Raw genomic sequence first — 21,692 nt, 5'->3', positions numbered from 1 at the left:
AATGCATACACCGCTCCGGGAACATACTTCGCTATTGTTCGTCTTTTCCAAAGGCAGTTATCATTTTGTCCCAACTCCTTCCTATCCGATCAAGGAGCTGGAATCTCTCCTCCCGCTGCCTCATACCGGGTATAAAACTCCTGTAAGAATTGATTCGTCACATCTTCATCATGAATGAACAACATGTTTTCATCGTTGATTTCATTTCCATTCGTACTCCAATTCGTCGATCCGACAATTGTGGTCGGATCACTGGTCGGGTTTGCGGCATCAATCAACATCGTTTTCGCATGCATTTTGCGATCCTCCGCATCTTCATAAACTGGAGCGGCATGATTCCAACGGACATTCGGGTTGTTTTCGGAAGTTTGGCTTGCCGTACGACCGGTCATTTCAATGGAAGCTGACCACCATTGATTCCAGAAGCTCTGATCAAAGACTCCGCGTACATCAAAACCTGTCAAACTACCTTCCATGTCGTCATACGAGCCTTCCCATTTGTATTTCAATTCATCGACAAGGGCTTGATCACTCCAGGCAAATATCGAAAAGTAACTGCTGTAATCCGCCTCATTTTTTACATAAGAAGTCATTTGTCCAATCGCATCATCACCTGCTGAAAAGTACACATCCACTTCTTTCCCTCCAACGTCGACAGTATGAAGAGTGTTGTCCACTTTCCGACCATGATAGTTCGAAACGGCCGCATCCGGGTTCATCCCAGCGCTTCCCCACATTTCATCAAACTCTGTTTTAAATACATCCGCAAGTGCTGAGGAATTCAATTCCACCACGTGCTGAGTGTTCCCTCCAAGGACATCGTTCTGCATGTTCTCTTCTGAACCATATAACCCCGTCACGGTAAAATTCCAGCTTCCAGTAAACACCCACTCCCCGTCAATGACGGCAAATTTGTTATGCATTTGCTGTCCTGGCGAGTAATAACTTCCTTCACTTTTTTGTTCCGCACCGGCAAGTTTATATCCGGTCTCTGTTCCACTCCCTACTTCTACTGTCACTTCCTCCATCCCAGCTGTTGAACTCGGAAGTCCGTACTGTTCCCTGAGCGTTACGTCCTCTACAGCAAACATGATCGAATCGGAGAAAACCGTCGTATCATCACTGGTTCCGATGACATTATCCTGTCCACGTACCAATTTCTCCGCATACAAACGCATCGTTTGATAACGCTCCGCGTAGTGAGGATCGCTTCCATCTTTGGCATCAGCGATGACGCGGACGTCTACCCCTTCAGCAGCTTTTGCCATCAACGCATCAATGATGCCTGGCAAGTTGATTTCATATGTTGCAAGATCGATCGATGTCGTCGCCTGATTGATGCGATGAATCAACCGATCTTCCAAATTCACATTATAGTTGGCTTCGTTACCAGAAGTTGCGTATTGTTCATCAGCACATTTGTTAAAAAACACATTGATGCTTCCGGCAGTTTCACTGACGTTGTTCAAGTGTTCATTCGCCGTGGAACACCCTTCCTCCTCGGAAGTATAGCTGGCAGAAGGTGTTCCCAGTCCTTCTGTATATGTATCAGTCGCTGTACGCCAGTTTGAAGCATCCGTCCCCTCGGTTTCTGGATCGACTCTTTCCATCGTCGCTTTGCTCTCATTATTACCTGCATACCAGGCATCCACCGCATCAATGATTTGTGTACCATCACTAAGTTCAAGCACTTCGCCCGTATTGCCCATGGCCCCTGTGTAAATGAAGTCAGCATCGACATTAGAAACGGTCGAATCGTCCGTCCTTTCAAGTAAGTAATACCCTCCAGCCGGAATTGTGCCCGATAATGAAATCTGCGGGGAGCCATCGGTTGCATTCAAAGACCATCCCTCAAGGGAAATGTCTGAACCAGTCGGATTGTAAAGCTCGATCCATTCATCGTTATAACTCACATCCGTGCCCATCCAGGCCACTTCATTAATGACCACATCATTCGTTCCTGCCGCTTCGGCCATCTGCGACACAGGCAAACTTGTCCATCCTAATAAAAAAATAAGTACGGCTATAAATCCTGGTTTCCATCTTTTCACGTGTTCCATCCCCCATTCACTTTATTCTCGCAATTCTCAACGTACCATAAATCGAGGATAAGAATTCAGAATTTACGGATCATTAACAATAAACACATCGATGGACCTGATTGCCTTAAAAATAGATAAAACTCAAGACACACGAACTTTCCTCATTTTTACTTTTTAAGGATATAAAAAAGCGCCTGACCTCAACCGCATTATCGCTTAAGCAGATTGGGGATCAGGCACTCTCACAAATAGTAAAGAGTCGATTAGATGAATGGATGAATCGAGTGAACCAGACACCATGAGAATGTTGTCCCTTCTTTATTCTCCGGCAGGGAGGACATGGGCATTTCTTCGTATCAAACTCCCATTTGTGGTATTCTTGAATTATTATAGAACATTTAGTCGTGGCAAAGGAAGGACTACAAAGGGGCTGAAAAATCATGGAAAACCTCTTCTCTTCTACGCTTGAGAATTTGGAAAGAACATTCATGCCACATACTTCCGAATATCAGCGATACATCGACTTTCACACGATGAGAGATATGAAACAGGCGATCAAAAGGAACCGTCTTGCTTACTTCGATTTGGATATAAAAGAACTGGTCGAGATGGACAATCGATATATTGTGGATGTATTTTGGAACGGTGTCTTTTTCACTGCGGTTCTTCCAACTTCCGACACCTTCAGGGGTACCATCGAGGTTTACGGAAAGCCACCGAAAACGCTGCTTGGACGGTTTGAAATGGGAGAAGAAGAAAAGGTATTTTTCCCTACATTTTTGAAAGAAGAATTCACGAGAAGAAAAGGACTCAGAGACACATTGATTGATTTTTCTAAGGTTTTGTTCTCGTATTTAGATTCATACGTTGAGAAAAACACGAAAAAATCCCGGGAGGAAACAACTTCCGAACATACCGAAGAAACGATACTCGAAGGCTGGGACTTCCCGTTTCTCGAGAACCATCCTGATCTTCACAAAGAGTGGACATCTTTAAAGAAGCGGACAGTGAAACAATTCAGACGTATGGAAGAACTCGACATTGAAGAACAATACGCCCTCGAAACGATGGTGGAGAAAGACGTTCCAGACTTCATCGACTCGTTTCAGCGCTTGTCCGATATCAATAAGGAAACGCGGAAAAGTGAACTGGTGGAAACGATGTATGATTTGGATAAGTTCATCGAAACGCTTGAGCGAAAAGAAGAAGAAAGTCGTACAATGAACTTTGCCAGACGCAAAGGAATCATTGCTTCCAAGTATAATAAGGAAGACGAGAGTTTCTTGTCACGGAAATAAAAAGTTGTAGAGCAGCCGGTCGTTTTGTTTTTCTTGAAACCAATGAATGGCAGACAGGAGGTATGGACATGAGCGAAAATTCTATGCACAGAGACAAAGAAGCTGAAATGAACGATAATGACCTGAGAGAAGCGATGACTCTTATCGAAAAAGAAGACATCGACCGCCTGAATGAAGAGGCTGAAGCCTATGCAGTAAAGTTCAACTCGTCCAGGGACGAATCCCTATCAGAAGTGATGAGAGAACTTGGTGACCTCGGAGATAAAGAACAACGCATCGCCGGGGAGACGATGGACTCATTGAAGCGCCCGGTGAACGATCTCATGACCAGAGGCAATAACGACATTCCCGAAACACTGAATGAACTCGAGGCGATCGTGTCGGACCTTGATCCAAAGCGCACCGAAGGCAACGGCGTGCAGCGGTTCTTTTATAAACTGAGCAAAACAAAGCCCATCGACCGCTACATGAAGAAATACGAAACGGTCGACTCGAAGATTGATACGGTGGTCCGCAGTCTGCTGGCAGGGAAAGATCGCCTTGAAGAAGACAGCGTCGAATTACAGCTGATCAAAGAGAACGCACAGAAGCGGATTTATGACCTGGACAAGCAAATCTACCTCGGGAAGAAGCTGTTTGAGCTTTTGAAAGAAAAAGAAGCGACAGGCGAATACGACGTGGCACTGCTTACAGAAGGAAAAGAAAAAATCATTACCCGTACGAGAAACATGACGCAGATGAAGAGTGTGCTGCATCAGAGTATTTCTTCCGTTGATATCATTAAGAAAAACAATGAAAAGCTGAAAGAATCGATCCGTAATGCCGTTACGCTGACGAAAAATATCATTACCGTCTCCGCTTCGATCCAGCTCGCTTTGAATAATCAGCGGAAAGTGATCGATACGGTGAACGGCGTCAATAAAGCGACCGAGGAAATGCTGCTTTCGAACTCGAGGAACCTCAGGGAGAATGCAGAAGAAACCACGCAGATGATGGAGAATCCGGCAATCAGTATGGAAGCTCTCCAGGAGTCTTTCGATAACGTATTCGAAGCACTGAAGACGACAGAGCAGTCGTCCGAGCGAATCATCGCTTCAAGTGAACAGTTCATTGAAGAGATGGATACCTTGAACGAAAATGTCCGGAAGAAATTATCTCAGAATAGACAAAGAGCGCTTCGTGAATGAAGCGCTCTTTTGTATGTGGCGATTTGCACGAGACTCCACCAGATAGGTATGAGCAATTTTAACTTTATCATTATCTGACCCGTTTGTACTGCAATGGAGCCTAACTCCCGATTCGTTTATGTGTTTAACGCACTCCCGCTAAGGAATCCAGCTGACCAAACCTCCCTAAATTACTCTTTCATTAAAATCCAACTTGACTGACAGCATATGTTGCGTGCTCTGTGCTGAACCCTTCAAAAGTCAATTGGTCAATTAAACCTTGTCTTGAAAAAGAAGTGTAATCAAGATAATGCTGAGCCATAACAACTGCCTGTTCTTGCCAATCAACGGTGATATTTTCTACACCATATGTCGCATCTTCTGTGCTAAAACCTTCAAACTTTAATTGATCGATCAAACCTGATTTAGAAAATGCAGTATAATTAAGATATTGTTGAGCCATTGCAACCGCCTGCTCCTGAGAAACTGTTACGCTGGCTTCTTTAGCTTTACGCTCTTCCTCTTCTTTAGCCTTACGTTCCTCTTCTTCTTTCTTCGCCTGCTCCTCAGCCTCTTTGGCTTCTTGTTCTTTCTGTTCTTGCTCTTTAGCTTCTTGTTCTTCTTGCTCTTTCTGTGCTTGTTCTTCAGCTTCACGTTCTTCTTGTTCTTTCTGTGCTTGTTCTTCAACTTCACGTTCTTCTTGCTCTTTCTCTGCTTGTTCTTCAGCTTCACGTTCTTCTTGCTCTTTCTGTGCTTGTTCTTTAGCTTCCTGTTCTTCTTGCTCTTTATCTTCTGCGGAAGCTATAGCAGTAACCTCTTCAGCAACAGGGGTTTCTTCACTTATCGCCCCTGCAATCAGTGCTATGACTAGAAGCGCGAACAGGCATCCACCTGACTTCGCAAAATTCCCGAGCCTGTTTCCCTTACCTTTTACAAAGGCTAAAACAAAAAAGGCTAGCACACCTGCTAAAGCTGTTAACATTAAAATTCCTAAGAATGTTTGAAAAGCTCCATCTGTCGCTCCTACAATCATTCCTAGGGCTAGAGATGCGAACAGACATGCCCCTGATTTTGCAAAGTTCTTGAGTCTGTTATCTTTACCTTTCACGAAGCCCAAAACAAAAAAGACTATCGCACCTGCTAAAGCCGTTAGCATTAAAATCATTAAGAATGTTTCCACTGATTACCTCCTCTTTTTTAGGTTTAAACATCTCCTTCTATTGTATTACGTAAAAAGCCATACTTTACCTTTTAATTTGTGTAATTTAAACCCTCTAATATCAGTACCCTGTCCACCTGCTTCTCTAAAAGATAACGCATTTGGGGTCAGGCACATAGATAAACAACCTCAAGATAATTTAAGGTTGTAAATTTTCAGAGTATTATGTATAATCCTTGGAATAAACGGTTTATTAGACTAAAGAGGTGAAATACATATGAGTACTAGTGTCGAGACTTTATTAGATGAATTGAAAGCATTCTTAAGAGATGAGCAAGTCACTACTAATGAAACGATTCTTGAGCACCACAGCAAGGACGAATCCTATCATGCCGGGAATAATCCAGACATTGTCGTTTTCCCTGAAAATTCGGAGGAAGTAAGTGAGATTGTCAAAGTAGCGGATAGAAATGATACACCGATTGTCCCTTTTGGACTGGGATCCAGCCTGGAGGGGCATGTCATCCCTTATGATAAGGGGATTACCATCGATTTTACATTAATGAACAAAGTCGTTGAAATCCGGGAAAGGGACTTCCTCGTCAAGGTCCAGCCCGGTGTAACAAGGTCGCAATTGAATAAAGAACTGAAGAAATACGGTCTGTTTTTCACGGTGGACCCAGGGGCAGACGCAACGCTCGGGGGTATGGCAGCTACCAATGCCAGTGGGACAACCTCTGTCAGATATGGGGTCATGAAGGATCAGGTGAATGATTTAGAAGTAGTGCTGCCGGACGGTGAAATCATCCACACAGGAAACATGGCGCAGAAGTCAGCTTCCGGATATGACCTGACGAGCCTTTATGTTGGTTCAGAAGGGACGCTGGGCTGTATTACCGAACTGACTTTAAGAGTATACGGAATCCCGGAAAATATCATGGCAGCACGAGCATCGTTCCCGACTGTCGATGATGCTGTGGAGGCAGTGGTTTCGATTTTACAGACGGGTGTCCCAGTCGCCCGTGTCGAACTCGTCGATGAAGCTTCCATCAGGCAAGTGAACAGCTTCAGCGAAATGGATTATAAAGAAAAACCTACCTTGTTCCTCGAATTTCATGGGAATGAACCTGGTCTCAAGCATGATGTCGCCTTTATGGAAGAAATCGTCGCAGACCATCATTGTGAAGAAGTCCATTTTGAAAAGGATAATGCAGCCCGCACCAAGCTTTGGGAAGCGCGCCATAACCTGGCCTACGCTTATATCCATGGCAACCCTGGAAGAAAGCTCATGGTCACTGATGTTTGTGTACCCATCTCGGAATTGGCAGGTGCCATCAAACACGGAAGAGGAAAAATCGAGGAATTGGACTTTGAAGCAGGCATCCTGGGCCACGTCGGTGACGGCAACTACCATGCTTTGTTGATGATCGATACAGATGATCCAAAAGAAGTAAGGATGGCGGAGCAATTCAATGAAGCCATCGTGGAATACGCCTTGGCACGAGGCGGAACATGCACCGGAGAACATGGTGTCGGACGGGGAAAATGAAGTATTTGCAGCGTGAACATGGAAGTGCACTGAATGTCATGGAAAATATCAAATCGGCGCTGGACCCTAAAGGAATCATGAATCCTCATAAACTTGTAGATGCGAAAGGAAGAAGCAAATGAAAATACTAGAGACAATCAGTAATCTAGCGGGGAAATACTTTGCATTTTTGGTGATCGGTGTAGCGCTTATCGCCTTTTTCATCCCGGCGCCTTTCATCGGTTTGGGTGCTTATATTACGATCCTATTGGGAGTCGTCATGTTCGGGATGGGGCTCACACTTAAACCCGTAGATTTCAAGCTGGTATTAAGTAAACCTATCCCCGTTATCATTGGAGTAGCTGCCCAATTCGTTCTAATGCCGTTAGTAGCTTTTATGCTTGCCTATCTCATGAATTTACCGGCTGAACTGGCAGCAGGACTGGTCCTCTTGGGTTCCGTTCCAGGCGGTACAGCTTCAAATGTCATGGTCTACCTGGCGAAAGGAAACCTTGCCCTTTCTGTTGCCATGACTTCCTTATCTACCATGCTTGCGCCGATTCTCACACCGTTGATCCTGTTAGCCTTAGCAGGTCAATGGCTGCCCGTAGACCCAGTCGCGATGTTCTTATCCATTGTACAAGTCATAATTGTTCCGATCACCCTAGGGGTTTTACTCAGACGAATCTTTCCGGCAACCGTTGAAAAAAGCGCCACCGTCGTTCCGTTGATTTCCGTTCTCGCGATTATCATCATCGTTTCCGCAGTCGTAGCAGCGAACGTAGAAAGTATCACCACTTCAGGGTTGCTGATTTTTTCAGCGGTCATGATTCATAACCTGCTGGGCCTTTTCCTTGGATATGCAGCAGCTGTATTGATGCGATTGGATGAGAGTAAACGAAGAGCTATATCCATTGAAGTCGGTATGCAGAATTCCGGCCTTGGCGTAGCTCTAGCAACCGCCCACTTCGGACCATTAGCTGCCTTGCCTAATGTCATCGCAGCGGTCTGGCACAATATTTCCGGACCGATTCTAGCAACCTACTGGTCCAAAAAGCGAGTCACAGAAGGGAAAAACATAAAAGAAGCCAAGTCCGTCTCCAAACAAGCACAATAGTGGAGACAGTCTCCCTGGCCATGCACCATAGGTTAAAGATTTTGAGAGTCACCGCCACCCTCCTACTCTAAAGTGAAAAGAATAATTAGTGTAAGAAAAGAAAGAACCTACTCCCTCATTAGGGAAGTAGGTTCTTTGTTAGGTAGCTCTAGGGAGCAAGGAGAAAGTGTAAAGAATGCCTTAAATCCTGTCGCCCATTCACAGTATTTAATAGATACTAAAGAATAAGATATAAAAAGCCTCAATATAATCGGTTTACAGCTTTACTCTATTATTACGAGTTTAATTTAGATATCAGTAATAATAATAAAAAAGTCAGACAATAACCAGTCTGAAATACTACCTCAAACCAGCAGCGAAACGATCTGCAACTTAGAAGGCTGTTGGTGTGGAAATGATACGCACCATTATATTGGAGTATTTAATCCCATAAAATAAACTTTTCAAGGATAGAATACTATCTCAATAAATTAAATTGGAGTAAAAACAACTAAATTCTGACCCATTATCTAATAGTAAATCAGAGCATTTATATATTCTCTTTTTAATCAGATTGACACTGGTGAGCTAAGCACTGAACATTAGTAACTTTCGCAAGGAAAAGTCACTTCCGGATAACAGAGGATGACTTCTTCTGCGTAACAGATGGGTGCCTAGAATTCACAAACGAGCAAACCACCCCAGAAAAATTGAATCTGAAGAAGTACCGTAAAGCGAATGGGGACAATAGTTGCTCCAGAAAGGCCGAGCTAGACGAATGGTCTCTAAGACCGAAAAACGGTTGGGGAATGTGGAAGAGTTTCACAATGTATGATCATCTATCCACCAGAGTTTTGGCATGCTGAGATAGCGGTTACGTACTCGGCTGGAATGGATACCTGGCGATGTACTTCCTTACAAAAGACGAACCAATTATACACTTTTTGAACGTTAATACATCTCTTATCAGATCGTCTTGTGTAGAAAAGCAAGGAGTTCTATATTCCCTTCCCTCCGGTACCCGACTTTCGATTATCACCTAGTCTAGCAATATTAATGTTTTATTTGTTTGAAAGTTACCTTTCTTAAAATATGCAACAGTATCATCAAACTTAATTTTATTCGTAATGTAAGATGAATTAATCATATCATTAGACAAACAATTAATTACGTAATTAAAGTCCTGTTTCGTTGCGTTTCGACTTCCGAGTAGTGTTAGTTCCTTAGAATGAAAATCGGGATTAAAGAAACTGATATCATCTTTTACCAAACCTACTAAAACGAGCTTCCCACCATGACCTACATAATTAAAGGATTCCATCATTGAATGTTTATTACCAGTTGCATCAAAAACGACTGTTGGTAATGAGCCATCACCAGTATCTAACAAATGTTGCAAGACATTTTCAGAGCCATTTATAGCTACATCACTTTCAGCCCACTTTTGACAAAAATTTAAACGTTCTTCATTTAAATCCATTACGACTGTTTTTGCCCCTTGTAGCTTTGCAAAGCGGGCAACCCCTAATCCAATTGGTCCTGTCCCAATAACTAAAACCGTATCATCACTCTGAATTTGTGCTCTGCGTACAGCATGAGCTCCAATACTAAGTGGTTCTACAATTGCCGCGTCATCTAATGTTAATTCATTTACCGGTATCACGTGACTGGAAGGCACTGTTACATATTTCTCCATTCCACCGTCAGTGTGTACACCTAACACTTTCATATTTGCACAACAATTTGTTTTCCCATATCTACATGCATCACATTTACCGCAATGTAGATAAGGTATAACAACTACTGTATCCCCAATATTAATATCTCCTACTCCTTTACCTACCTTATCAACAATACCGGAAATTTCATGTCCGAGTATTCGGGGATATGTGAAAAATGGTTGATTTCCTTTGAATGCATGTATGTCAGTTCCACAAACACCTATCCTTTTTATCGCTAATAAAACATCATCCTCTCCAATTTCAATGGGGGTTCTTTTATTCGCTACACTCATATTCCCTGGTTCTATACAGACTATTGATTTCATAGGTCACCATCCCTTTCTAACTTTAAAATTGCTGATGTAATCCCCTCTCTGTCAATACGTATAAAGTGTTCTGCCACGTCTTCATACAGATTACCTAAGTCCTTATTATTCTCTAAGAAGTCAACTTGAATCAAATTCTTGATAAACGCAACTAGAGAGTCTTTTGAATTGTCAAATTCATTATAAAACTGGTGGAACTTGTTAATTACGTTGGTATCATCTTTTATTTTGTGTGAGTGAATTTCTTGCACATCTTTGAAAAAATAAAGTAATGATGCAAAGACAAACGTTAATCGTTTGGGATTATCCCCAAATTTGATCCGATATTCATATATGCTTGGCCATATTCGTGTTTTAAATTTTGCATAACTATTTAAACTTATATCAATCAATCTATGATTTAAAAAAGGATTAGCGAATCTATCGAATGTTTCTTTAATGTAGGTTTTTGCTATTTCTTTCTCGCTTGAAGGTAGCGTAGTAACTATTTCTTCCTCTACAGTATTACTAATAAAAGGAAAAATTAACGAATCTTCCACACACTCACGAACAGTTTCAATTTCACTTAATATCCCAATTACTGCAAGCATAGTATGAGGTCCATTCAGTAACTTAATTTTCAATTCTCTATATGCGGAAATATTATCAAAGTGAACATTCAAGCCTGCTTGCTTAAACGGGAGTTTTTCTTCAACAGATGAAGGTCCTTCAATAACGAATAAATGATAAGGTTCCGCTACTGTTAACAACTCATCACTATATCCAAGATGGTTAAATATCTGCTGGTCTTCTTCTTTCGGATAACCAGGCACAATCCGGTCAACAAGTGTATTACAAAACACACATGTTTCATTAATCCATTGCACGAAGGATTTAGGTAGATTCCAATCCTCAATTATTTTTAAACAAATCCTTTTTAGTTCCTCCCCATTGTTTTCAATAAGTTCACATGGTATAACAATCAACCCTTTAGTTTTTTCTCCATTAAAATAAACATATCGATGATAAAGAAGTGCGGCAACTTTACCAGGAAAAGATAATGGGGATACATCTTCCAAGAAATCCTCTTTTTCATAGCGAATACCAGCTTCAGTAGTATTCGAGAAAAGAAATTCAATTTCTGGTTGCTCTGTAATTTTCAACACGTCAGACCAATTCTTATAAGGGTTAATTGCTTTATTGATAGAATTGATAACATGTTTTTTATTAATTATCTTCCCATTTTCTATACCACGTAATATTAATGTGAAAAGTTCATTTTGACGGTTAAGTTTTGGAACGGTTTTGCCTCTTGGAGTTGCTTGAATTGAAGCCACCTTCCCTGCAAAATTACTCTTTTGATTCATCTCGTAAATCATCCAGTCAATAAAACCTCTAATGAAATTACCATCACCAATTTGAATTACTCTTTCTGGATAATCAGCATTTTCCTGAACTAGCTTTTTATACATTTCTGTTTTTAAAGATGATAATTTTCTCGTCATTTGTTACAACCCCATATTTGGATATATTAAATTAATGAAACGAAAACAAGTGATTTCATTAATTGTTTCCGTTAGTTTATTAACCATTTTAATACTATAGGTTTCATGGATATTTTTTCTAGTTAGATATCATTTATTCTGACACAAATGTATTGGTTAATTTACCCAACTTTTCAATCTCAACTGTAACTTGATCACCCGGCTGCAAATACGCACGTTCTTTCTCAGGCAATCCAAGAACAACCCCTTCTGGTGTACCAGTTAAAATAATATCTCCAGGATTAAGAGTCATATATTGTGAAATATAACTGATGATTTCATCACAGTAGAATATCATATCTGATGTATTTGAGTTTTGACGTAATTCTCCATTAACTGTTGTTTTTAGCGATAGGTTATTTGGATCGCTTACTTCATCGGCTGTGACTAAATATGGCCCTACCGGACTAAAACCATCACACGTCTTACCTAGTAACCACTGATTTGTTTTAAATTGTAAATCTCTTGCTGATAGATCGTTTGCCGTGCAATATCCAAAGACATAATCCAAGGCTCCTTCTTTTGAAATATACTTTGCAGATTTTCCAATAACAATTCCTAATTCCACTTCATAGTCTAACTGGTCTGTTTCTTTAGGTACTGTAATATTACATGAATTTCCAGTCAATGTGTTATTGAATTTGTTAAATAGTATTGGTGATTCAGGATAATCTGCATTTGTTTCCTCAGCATGCTTTCGGTAATTTAAGCCAATACATATTATCTTGCCTGGATCAGTGACAGAAGGCCCCCATTCCACTTCTTTTTCATTAAGTATATAAGGAGAATCCAAACTAATATCAAGGTTACTAATATAACTATTTAACAAAGATAAAGTTTCATCTCCTCCATTAATTAAATCCATTACATCTGTGGGTATATTTTGCATAGGAGTGATAGATAATGCTGCTGCAATATCTATTACTCCTTCTTCAACTTTAACACCTAGTGAGGGACGATCATTTTTCAAAATTGTAACTAATTTCATAGCATTTACCTCCAAAACTCTACTATTTTTCACACTATTAATTGTTGAGACGATTAATTGATCACATGACTTTCCTTTAAAATTAATTCTTTAACAGGGTTAGCTAACACGCCGATTTCCGGAATTTCAATTTCGATACGATCTCCCTCTTGGAGTGTGAAATTATTTGGCGGTACAATAGGCGTGCCCGTTAATAAAACTGTTCCGTCAAAATCTCGCTTGACGACCCTTGAAATAAGTTACTCCCGAAGCCCATACTTCAGGCGCTGCAACTGGAGTAAATAGATTTAATTCATCATATAAAAATTCCTCTGTAGGTGCATAATCATCGATTAATTACTGAACTAACATGGAAGGTGTGCATTCCTTGTTTTCTGCATCATTTACTAACTCCATAAAATCAGAGTAAGGTAAAGGGTAAAAGTGCTGTTGAGTGATGAAAACACCTAGAGTTGGCTTTTATTATTTTAGAAACGAATAATCTTCAATTAAAATCCTCCCTATAATTTCCTTTTGATAATTCCTGGGCTACTGTGTTTCAGCTAACCGCCATATACTAAATTCGTGGTTTTTATACTTTTCGGAAGCCGTACTTTCCCCATTGGCAACTTGTAAAATTTTTGTATAGATCTCTTCACCAATTTGCTCAATCGTGTAATTTTGATCAATTATCTTTCCAGCATTGACATCGATATGTTCGGGCATGTTTTCATATAATTTGGGATTCGTCCCAATTTTTATAACTGGAGCAATTGGAGAACCTGTGGGCGAACCTTTACCGGTAGAAAATAAGACAATTTGTGCTCCGCCGGCCACCAGTCCCACTACAGATTCCACATCATAGCCTGGTGTATCCATAAATATAAATCCTTTTTCTCTTGGCTTATGGGCATAATCAATTACTTCCATTAATGTAGAATTACCACCCTTTTTAATACATCCAAGAGACTTTTCCTCCAGTGTAGTTAAACCACCTGTTTTGTTACCGGGTGAAGGATTTGCAGCTTTAATATCTTCTCCCACAGCTTTTGCCCTTTGTTCATACCTTTTCACAATTTCCAAAAATCTGTTACTTACTTCTTGATTAACTGCTCGATTTGCCAAGATATGTTCCGCACCCACTGCTTCAGTTGTTTCAGCCAAAATACTGGTGCCACCATCCTCTACAATTAAATCAGAAAGGGCTCCTATCGAAGGATTGGCAGTTATTCCCGACCATGCATCCGAGCCACCACACTCAAGTCCAATTATTAATTCAGAGATATCAGCCTTCTCTGTTTTTTCTTCCTTACTTCTCTTCATTGCATTTTCAAGCCAGGATTTTCCATCTTTCAAACATTCAGTTATAGATTTATCTTTATCAAATATAATGGAATGAACATGATGACCATTCTTTTTTAACGTTTCTACAATTCCTTCAGCAGGGTCTTTTGATCCCATCCCTAAAAATAACGCAGCACTAACATTTGCGTGTCCTGCTGTTCCTTCCAACGTTTTAATTGTTTGTTCACTGTCTTCGGAGTATTGGGATTGTCCAGCTTGGTGAACAACTGGAATAACACCTGGAACAAGACCAGCCAACTTGTTGGTAAGCCCAGCCAATTCACCAACTGTATTAATAACAATAATATGATTTCTAACCCCGATGCTTCCATTTGCTCTACGGTAACCCTCAAATGTTCTCAACGTTAATAAACCTCCTTTTGAAAACTTTTATCTTCCTCGGTTAAGCCGCGGACATTAAGTACATGCACATGATCACCAATTGCAATATCCATCGTTGCAATTCCCATGCACTCCCCATATTTGATAACTTTACCATCATTAGGAATTGAGGAAATCGCTACTTTGTGCCCGTAAGCTATCTTTTTCAACACGGTGATTTCTTCTATCCCATCTTTAATAGATAAAGTTTCTCCAACTTTTAAAGTTTCAAGCGCAACTGCAACATTATCTTTTTCATCTAATTTAATAGCATTGACTTTTTGCCCCATCAGTATCGCTCCTTAATAGGTAGTTCCTAAGTGAGGTATGGAAAACTCTCCCAACTCTAACATTTCAACTTCTGTTTGTTTTCCTGAACACACCTCTAACAATTCCTCTATAATTCTTTCACTCTCTTGGTGAACATTACTTCCTTTTATTGTGTAATCAATGAGTTCGTCAAATGAGCCTTTATTACTTTGGGGTGTTACTGTCATACAAGGCAAAGCAATCGACCCCGTCAATACTCCCCTCTTACTTACGACCAACACGATATTACAACCACTTGAAGCCATTTTTGATAGCGATTCCACAATATTACTAGAAATCTTCATTAAATGAAGACCATTCTCTTTTGGAATTTCACCATAATCTAAGATACTGTTTATAGGAACTGATCCTGTCATCTCTGATTCTAGTACCGCCAGATTTGTTTGTTCTTCCGTATATTCATTACCATTAGTATCTTCTATAGTTGGATCTTTCCAACGCAGACGATTTAATCCCTTACTAGTACTAATCATTTTTTCCTTTTCGGTTATATCAACCATTCGTTCGGATAATAAAAGCCCAGCAGGTGCTAGAGTTTTAGAAAGTCCCATAATCACGTTTGCATCGTTTTCAACTAATCTATTAACAACATTCCCTATTACCGGACCAGTTTCTGTTAATGAATCGTGATCCGCATCAACATTTAGGACCCCTACCGTTAACGATGATAAGGACAGTTTGGTTCTTTCTTGTTCCATTGCCTCTTCCGCCCACTTTTCGGCAATCGATATCCCTTTTTGGACTGTATTAGTGCCTCCAGCAAGTTGTTGAATTCCAATTCCTTTTATTGGTTTTGTTTTAGGAATTTGCTTCAATAACCCACTTACTTGATTTGTTTCACAACCTAATCCCACAAGTAATGCAGAGTGAATATTCGGGTTCGCCGACATACCCACAAGCATATTTTTTGTTAACTTTAAATCATCACCAAGTTGGGCACAGCCATTTGCATGCACAATTGGAATAGTCCCACTTACCTTTTCAGAAATTTCACGTACCACAGCGCTAGAACATATAACGGATGAAACAATACCAACATAATTTCTTGTTCCCGCTGTTCCATCATCCCTTTTAAATCCCTCATAAGAATAATTCATATTGTAAGCGCCTCCAGTGTTAATTAACCATTAGTTAAGGCTAGTACTAACAGTAATAGATTCCTTGAAAAGAAATTATTTTTTTATAATATGATAGTAATTTATTACTATCATATTACTAATTAATCAAACTTACTAAGCTTATATGTGCTTATCCCTTTACAAATACTGTTTTTATAGACGTGTAAAATTCAATAGCGGTTCTATCTCGCTCTTTGGAGTGTGAACTCGATTGTTTCATTCCACCAAACGGTGCTTGTAGTTCTACACCAGCACACTCAGCGTTTATACGAACCATTCCCGCATCCATATCTTCAATAAATGAAAGCATATTACTTATATTTGTTGTGAATATGGATGCGCTTAATCCAAACTTTGAATCATTTGCCATATTAAGTGCATCCTCTAAAGTATCTACCTTCATCAGAGCAAGAACTGGTCCAAATATTTCTTCCAGTGCAATACGCATATTGGGGGATACATTTTCAAATACAGTTGGTTCTAGTTTTTTAATGTAAATAATCTAGTAATTTAATACGATAAATCCCTAATTAACTGTAAAAAAATCAAGGCAACGAAATTGTAAGTCAAATATTTATCAACCTCCTATTTTCCATTTACTACCCCCCCATCGATATACATAGGGGACCCCATCATGAACTTTGATTCATCTGACGCTAAATATAACGCTGCATAAGCGACGTCTATTGGTTTTCCAAGCTCCTCGCCTAACTGACGTTTTTTAATAGATGAAATTGTGGCTTCAGGATCCGGGGAATTTGATATATAATCCTCCACGAAGGGAGTGTAAATCGTTCCTGGCATTAAGGCATTTATACGTAAATTATATTTAGCGTAATCAACTTGCATAGATTTTGTTAATGACAACACTGCACCTTTTGTTGCTGCATAGGAAGAACGATCAGCCAATCCTATTTCTGCAATACAAGATGACATATTTATAATAGTCCCCGACCGCTGTTTTATCATGTGGGGAATGACGTATTTTGAAACTAGGAATACCCCATATACGTTTACCTTAAATACTTGTTCCCATGTTTCCGGTTCTATTTCGTGAAGCTGACCAACTCCACTAACTCCAGCGTTATTGAAAAGTATATCGATTCTTCCAAACTTTTTTATGACCTTGTCAACTAAATGCTTTACATCTTCCATTCTCGTGACATCCCCCTGGACAAAAAGCCCTTTACCATTATTGGAAAGAATTTCGTCTATTGTTTTTTGACCAGCCTTTTCATTTAGATCATTTACGATAATGGTGGCACCTTCATTTGCGAACAATACGGCTGTTTCTTTTCCAATTCCAGATCCTGCACCAGTTATAATTACAACTTTATCTTTTAATCTCATGGTTTCTCCTTTTTAGAAAGTATTCGGCATCCACATGGTTAAACCAGGAATAAATGCTAACAACAATGCAACTAAAACTAGTAAAATTAGAAATGGTAGACTAGCTACTACAAATTTTTCGACGTTTGTATTAGTTATTGAGCAAGTTGTATACATAACCGTTCCTAGTGGCGGTGTTAAGGTTCCAATACTTATACAAACAATAAAGAAAATCCCGAAATGTACTGGGTCTATTCCAAATTGGTGGAGCATTGGCATAAACAAAGGGGTTAATATAATAATGCTTACATTCCCTTCGATAAACATTCCAATTATCAATAAGAATACAAGAACAACAAGTAAAAATGCCATTGGTGTAGATACATACTCAGTCATAAACATAGTCATTCTCTGTGGTACTCGTTCCAACGTTAACACCCAAGCAAATGCCGAGCCTGCTGCGATAATAATTAATATCGAAGCAGCAGTATGTACTGTTTCTATGATAGCTTTTATTAGCTGTGAGAGTTTCATTTCTCGATAGACAATTAATCCTAAAAATAGTGCATAAAAAACCGCAATTGCACCAGCTTCAGTGGCACTAAAAATCCCAAAACGTATGCCACCAATAATAATTAACGGCAATAATATGGCGAGAAAAGCATCTTTTGATACTATTAGAAATTGTTTCATTGTTGTTTTTTCTTGTTTCTCCGTTTCTATTTTATGTTTTTTCGCATAAAAATGAACGTAAATCATGAAGCTTATACAGAGTATGGCTCCAGGAATAACTCCTGCTAAGAACATACTTCCTATCGAAACATTTCCAATAAAACCATATAAGATCAAAGCAATTCCTGGTGGGATAATTGGTGTAATTAAAGATGTACCTGCCGTTAAGGCCGTCGAAAAAGCACGACTATAGCCTCTCTTTTCCATTTCAGGAACTAAAATTTTTGATTGCATAGCTGCATCTGCGATATTCGAACCAGATAATCCTCCCATTAGCGTACTAAGGACCACGTTCACTTGCGCTAGTGACCCTGGGAGGTGCTTTGTAATCATTTGCGCAAACCGAAGCATTCTGCTAGTTATCCCTGTATAGTTCATTAAAATACCTGCTGTAATAAAGAAAATTATAGCAAGCAAAGGAACTGACTCTAGTCCACCAATCATTCTTTGTACTAAAATTTCGGATGAATAACCATCATTAAATAAAACGTAAGCAACCGAACTTATAATTAAACCGAAGGCGATTGGAACATTTAGTAAGAATAACCCTAGTAAGAGAACTAATGCGACAGCTAAAGCCATTCTAATCTTCCCCTCCTTCGTTTCTAAACTCGGTTCGTAAAGATAAAATAAAATTTCTCGTAAAGTGAATAGCAGTTATTGCCCCACCGATTGGAACGGCTATATCAATTAGTTGATAACTCAAACCCAAAATTGGTGTTAATTTACCTGTGGCCATCATGGTAAATTTGGATCCAAGATAAATAAAAACGTAAATAAGCACAAAATAAATGGCGGCTGCCCGAATAATTTCACTTAAAATCCAAAGGGGTCTCGGTAGTTTTTTTACAAAGAAATCCACACCTATATGACCGTTACGCTTCATTGATGAACTTATACCTATAAATACAAACCATATGAATAATCCAAGTGCAACCTCCATCGTCCATGCAATCGGTGCATTAAATATATAACGTAACAGAACGTTTATGCCCGTTAGCAGAATCACCCCAACAAGAGCGAGTGATGCCATTACATCATCTATTGCATTAAGTCCACTTTTGACCACCAAGTTTCACTCCTTTCGCGCTCAGAGTTTATAGGGCAAGCAGCTGAATGACCATCTATATAGCATACATGCCCCAAAACTCTACTAACCAATTAACTATTAACTGTCCTTTAACAACTCTTGAATTTCATCATATAGCCCTGGTGTCCATTCAGAAAATTCTTCATAAACACTTTGTACTTTTTCTTTAAATGCTTTTTGATCAACTTCATGTAGTTTTACACCGGACGATTCAAATTCTTCTAATACTGCTGCAGTCTCTTCTTCCAAGACCTCTCGTCCATATTTGGAAGCCTCTTTTCCCGTTTCTCTTAAAATTTCAACTAGGTCATCAGGGAGCTTATTAATAAATTCAGTCCCTGCAATCCACGAGGTGATAAACTTTTGGTGACCTGTTAAAGAAAGGTTTTTAGAAACCTCATGTGCTTTAACCCCCTGTAGAACTGGAAGTGGGTTTTCTGCTCCATTTACAAGACCTTGTTGAAGTGCCGTATATAATTCCCCTAGTGGATATGGAGTCGCCGCTGCTCCCATAGCATCGAAGGTTTTGATAGACATTTGATTATCCGGAACGCGAATCTTCATTCCCTTTAGGTCTTCTGGTGAGGTTACCTTTTCATTTGTTAAAAGGTGACGTTCCCCGTAAACTGTCTTAGAATTTACAATTTCAATATTCTGTTTGCGTAAATCATCTCTAACTCCTTCAAACCAGTCAGTTTCTGTTAAGTATAGCAACTGATCAAAATCTTCAACTAAGTAAGGTGCTGTTAAGATTCCTGCATCTGGGACATAGTCCATTAAGAAATCATATCCAGCCATAACAATGACATTGTTACCCGACACGGCTTGTTCAACAACGTCTTTCTCCGCGCCTAATTGTGAACTTGGGTAAAGATTTAATTTTAACCGGCCATCACTTTTCTCTTCAGCAAGCTCTTTCCATTTTGTAGCCAATTTACCTATGGGCTCGTCAGGTTGATTACCATAAGCAACATTGATTGTATAGGTGCCTTCATCTGATTTAGCCTCCGCATTGTCTGAACCTGTTTCGGAAGAGCATGCAACAGTAAATATTAGTAACACAATTGCAAAAAAGCTTAGTTTTAACTTAAGAAATCCTTTCACATTCATCTCTCCTTAACCTTATTTTAAATCAAAAAATTCTGAATCTTATAGGTGTAATTAACCTTAAATACTATTTGATTGCCAAAACTAATTCTTTCCATAAACTCCTAACAATCGCCTTCAAAATAAAACGGTTTTATTTAATTTTATATAATCACCCCCTAAATTTTTCAACAGTTTATATATGAATGTTGGCACCTCAATTACATTTATTTCATTTATTACATTCAACTGATGGTGCCAAGTTTCACACATGACTATTAATCGAAAGTATTTTTGCTAAGGAAATTATCTCCTTTTTACAAAGCTCACTTTTCTTCTCCCAATTATCAAGTGGCATTGTAAAACTTACAGCAGCTATAATTTCATTTCTCTCGTTCCACACTGGTGCCGCAATACAGGTAAAACCTTTCACTGACTCTTGGTTCTCAATAACATAACCTTTTTCCCTCATATCGTTAATTTGATTCTGTAAATCATGTAAATTATCTACGGTCTTATCCGTTAATTGTTCGAAACCACTTTCCTTATACATTTCGGCTAGATCGTCTTTTGAAAATTTAGACAACATTGCTTTCCCCATTGCGGTAGCATGTGCTGGTAAACTCATTCCAGGTCCCGATGCAATTCTTACTCTTGATGGCCCCTCTTTTTTTGCTATATATATAATTTCGTTCCCCTCTAAAATTGAAAGTTGAATAGTTTCTTCTATTTTTTTCATTGCCTTTTCTGCTTCTCGATTAAAAAAACCTACTAAATCAAACTGTTGAAAATATTGAGCACTAAAAAATCCTAATCTAGTTCCTAACGAGTATGTTTGATCACTTTCTTTATAAACCCACCCTAATTCTTCTAACGTGTTCAATATTGAAAAAAGTGAACTCTTATTGATATTACTTCTTCTTGAAATTTCAATTAACTTTAACTTCCCTGGCTCTTTTGCAATTATTGTCATGATGTTGTTCGCTTTTTCAATTGCAGGTACCCAATATTTATTTCCCATATTATCCCTCTTTGGTTTAGTATATTAAACTAAGTTTTGTATACGCTTTCAATATTCAAACTACCACGAATTTTCAGAATAATCAAGGGTGTTTTGGGAGGATTTTCTATTTTTTAAATAAAACTATTTTAAAAAGTCTGGGAGTTTTACGATTCGGAGTACAAATGGAAGAATAATAATTTAGAAAACAGGTGGAAGCCAGCCCTCTCCGGTGGGTAGTAATATATTTAGTTTTTACTTTCGACTCCTCAATATTATAAATTTGTTCTTAAAAAAATTTCTTTTAAAAGTAGTTCACGATAAAACAGTGCCTAACCCCCACGCATTATCGCTTTAGCAGAGTGGGGGTCAGGCACGAACAATGATAGCCATTTCTATTAATTTATATAACACTGTAAAGGTAGCCTATATCTATTAGATCAAAAAATTTTTTTT

General features: G+C 39.2%; 16 protein-coding genes and 3 pseudogenes. 4 read left to right on the top strand and 15 right to left on the bottom strand.

Going from position 1 to position 21,692, the window contains the following annotated elements; genetic code table 11:
* Window positions 1–89: 89 nt before the first annotated feature.
* On the bottom strand, window positions 90–2,051 hold the full coding sequence (locus tag HLI_RS20400) for a phospholipase D-like domain-containing protein (protein WP_241655906.1): 1,962 nt from the start codon (window positions 2,049–2,051) through the stop codon (window positions 90–92).
* A 431-nt stretch (window positions 2,052–2,482) separates the two neighbouring features.
* Here HLI_RS20400 and HLI_RS20395 point away from each other — a divergent pair, with 431 nt between their 5' ends.
* Both HLI_RS20395 and HLI_RS20390 read left to right on the top strand, forming a co-directional pair.
* Entirely contained in the window at window positions 2,483–3,340 is an 858-nt protein-coding gene (locus HLI_RS20395; protein ID WP_128526724.1) for a hypothetical protein, read from the top strand.
* Window positions 3,341–3,408: 68 nt separating this feature from the next.
* Window positions 3,409–4,527 carry a toxic anion resistance protein gene (locus HLI_RS20390; protein WP_128526723.1) on the top strand — a complete coding sequence of 373 codons (1,119 nt, stop codon included), beginning with the start codon at window positions 3,409–3,411 and terminating at the stop codon, window positions 4,525–4,527.
* Between the two features lie 181 nt (window positions 4,528–4,708).
* On the opposite strand, the gene HLI_RS20385 is transcribed toward HLI_RS20390, so the two are convergent.
* Window positions 4,709–5,686: an Ltp family lipoprotein gene (locus HLI_RS20385; protein WP_241655905.1), complete on the bottom strand. Its 978-nt coding sequence runs from the start codon at window positions 5,684–5,686 to the stop codon at window positions 4,709–4,711.
* Window positions 5,687–5,942: 256 nt separating this feature from the next.
* On the opposite strand from HLI_RS20385, the pseudogene HLI_RS20380 reads away from it, so the two are divergent.
* A pseudogene (locus HLI_RS20380) lies at window positions 5,943–7,336 on the top strand (FAD-binding oxidoreductase).
* A complete protein-coding gene (locus HLI_RS20375) occupies window positions 7,333–8,310 on the top strand; it encodes a bile acid:sodium symporter family protein (RefSeq protein ID WP_128526722.1) in 978 nt (325 codons plus the stop codon). The pseudogene HLI_RS20380 and the gene HLI_RS20375 overlap by 4 nt, the downstream one beginning before the upstream one ends.
* A 1,018-nt stretch (window positions 8,311–9,328) precedes the next feature.
* On the opposite strand, the gene HLI_RS20370 is transcribed toward HLI_RS20375, so the two are convergent.
* The 13 genes and pseudogenes from HLI_RS20370 to HLI_RS20315 form a co-directional block, all read right to left on the bottom strand.
* The gene (locus HLI_RS20370; RefSeq protein WP_128526721.1) at window positions 9,329–10,336 is read right to left on the bottom strand and encodes a zinc-binding alcohol dehydrogenase family protein; all 1,008 of its coding nucleotides are present in this window, start codon (window positions 10,334–10,336) and stop codon (window positions 9,329–9,331) included.
* Window positions 10,333–11,820, bottom strand: a complete 1,488-nt coding sequence (locus HLI_RS20365) for a tagaturonate reductase (RefSeq protein ID WP_128526720.1) — start codon at window positions 11,818–11,820, stop codon at window positions 10,333–10,335. The genes HLI_RS20370 and HLI_RS20365 overlap by 4 nt, the downstream gene beginning before the upstream one ends.
* Before the next feature lie 133 nt (window positions 11,821–11,953).
* Complete coding sequence (locus HLI_RS20360; protein ID WP_128526719.1) at window positions 11,954–12,847, bottom strand: fumarylacetoacetate hydrolase family protein; 894 nt, start codon at window positions 12,845–12,847, stop codon at window positions 11,954–11,956.
* 53 nt (window positions 12,848–12,900) lie between these two features.
* A pseudogene (locus tag HLI_RS22235) lies at window positions 12,901–13,059 on the bottom strand (fumarylacetoacetate hydrolase family protein); the annotation flags it as partial.
* A gap of 316 nt (window positions 13,060–13,375) precedes the next feature.
* Window positions 13,376–14,533 carry a UxaA family hydrolase gene (locus HLI_RS20355; RefSeq protein WP_128526718.1) on the bottom strand — a complete coding sequence of 386 codons (1,158 nt, stop codon included), beginning with the start codon at window positions 14,531–14,533 and terminating at the stop codon, window positions 13,376–13,378.
* A 2-nt stretch (window positions 14,534–14,535) separates the two neighbouring features.
* A complete protein-coding gene (locus tag HLI_RS20350; RefSeq protein ID WP_128526717.1) occupies window positions 14,536–14,841 on the bottom strand; it encodes a UxaA family hydrolase in 306 nt (101 codons plus the stop codon).
* A 12-nt stretch (window positions 14,842–14,853) separates the two neighbouring features.
* On the bottom strand, window positions 14,854–15,978 hold the full coding sequence (locus HLI_RS20345) for a UxaA family hydrolase (RefSeq protein WP_128526716.1): 1,125 nt from the start codon (window positions 15,976–15,978) through the stop codon (window positions 14,854–14,856).
* Between the two features lie 151 nt (window positions 15,979–16,129).
* Window positions 16,130–16,483, bottom strand: a pseudogene (locus HLI_RS20340) (aldehyde dehydrogenase family protein); the annotation flags it as partial.
* A 101-nt stretch (window positions 16,484–16,584) separates the two neighbouring features.
* Entirely contained in the window at window positions 16,585–17,349 is a 765-nt protein-coding gene (locus HLI_RS20335) for an SDR family NAD(P)-dependent oxidoreductase (RefSeq protein WP_128526715.1), read from the bottom strand.
* Between the two features lie 12 nt (window positions 17,350–17,361).
* Window positions 17,362–18,642 carry a TRAP transporter large permease gene (locus HLI_RS20330; RefSeq protein WP_128526714.1) on the bottom strand — a complete coding sequence of 427 codons (1,281 nt, stop codon included), beginning with the start codon at window positions 18,640–18,642 and terminating at the stop codon, window positions 17,362–17,364.
* Window position 18,643: 1 nt separating this feature from the next.
* Window positions 18,644–19,129 (bottom strand): TRAP transporter small permease, encoded by a 486-nt coding sequence (locus HLI_RS20325; RefSeq protein ID WP_241655904.1) that lies wholly within the window; start codon window positions 19,127–19,129, stop codon window positions 18,644–18,646.
* Between the two features lie 99 nt (window positions 19,130–19,228).
* Entirely contained in the window at window positions 19,229–20,254 is a 1,026-nt protein-coding gene (locus HLI_RS20320; protein WP_241655903.1) for a C4-dicarboxylate TRAP transporter substrate-binding protein, read from the bottom strand.
* 247 nt (window positions 20,255–20,501) lie between these two features.
* Window positions 20,502–21,257 (bottom strand): IclR family transcriptional regulator, encoded by a 756-nt coding sequence (locus tag HLI_RS20315; RefSeq protein ID WP_128526712.1) that lies wholly within the window; start codon window positions 21,255–21,257, stop codon window positions 20,502–20,504.
* Window positions 21,258–21,692: the final 435 nt, after the last annotated feature.

Source organism: Halobacillus litoralis (assembly GCF_004101865.1).
Taxonomy (GTDB): domain Bacteria; phylum Bacillota; class Bacilli; order Bacillales; family Halobacillaceae; genus Halobacillus; species Halobacillus litoralis_A.
The sequence above is the reverse complement of the archived record's forward strand: the minus strand, read 5'-3'. Positions and strand labels throughout refer to the sequence as shown.

Coding starts and splice junctions, on each gene's coding strand:
- HLI_RS20370 (WP_128526721.1), bottom strand. CDS start 10,336: ATGAAATCAATAGTCTGTATAGAACCAGGGAATATGAGTGTAGCGAAT.
- HLI_RS20350 (WP_128526717.1), bottom strand. CDS start 14,841: ATGGGGCAAAAAGTCAATGCTATTAAATTAGATGAAAAAGATAATGTT.
- HLI_RS20335 (WP_128526715.1), bottom strand. CDS start 17,349: ATGAGATTAAAAGATAAAGTTGTAATTATAACTGGTGCAGGATCTGGA.
- HLI_RS20375 (WP_128526722.1), top strand. CDS start 7,333: ATGAAAATACTAGAGACAATCAGTAATCTAGCGGGGAAATACTTTGCA.
- HLI_RS20365 (WP_128526720.1), bottom strand. CDS start 11,820: ATGACGAGAAAATTATCATCTTTAAAAACAGAAATGTATAAAAAGCTA.
- HLI_RS20390 (WP_128526723.1), top strand. CDS start 3,409: ATGAGCGAAAATTCTATGCACAGAGACAAAGAAGCTGAAATGAACGAT.
- HLI_RS20360 (WP_128526719.1), bottom strand. CDS start 12,847: ATGAAATTAGTTACAATTTTGAAAAATGATCGTCCCTCACTAGGTGTT.
- HLI_RS20315 (WP_128526712.1), bottom strand. CDS start 21,257: ATGGGAAATAAATATTGGGTACCTGCAATTGAAAAAGCGAACAACATC.
- HLI_RS20330 (WP_128526714.1), bottom strand. CDS start 18,642: ATGGCTTTAGCTGTCGCATTAGTTCTCTTACTAGGGTTATTCTTACTA.
- HLI_RS20345 (WP_128526716.1), bottom strand. CDS start 15,978: ATGAATTATTCTTATGAGGGATTTAAAAGGGATGATGGAACAGCGGGA.
- HLI_RS20395 (WP_128526724.1), top strand. CDS start 2,483: ATGGAAAACCTCTTCTCTTCTACGCTTGAGAATTTGGAAAGAACATTC.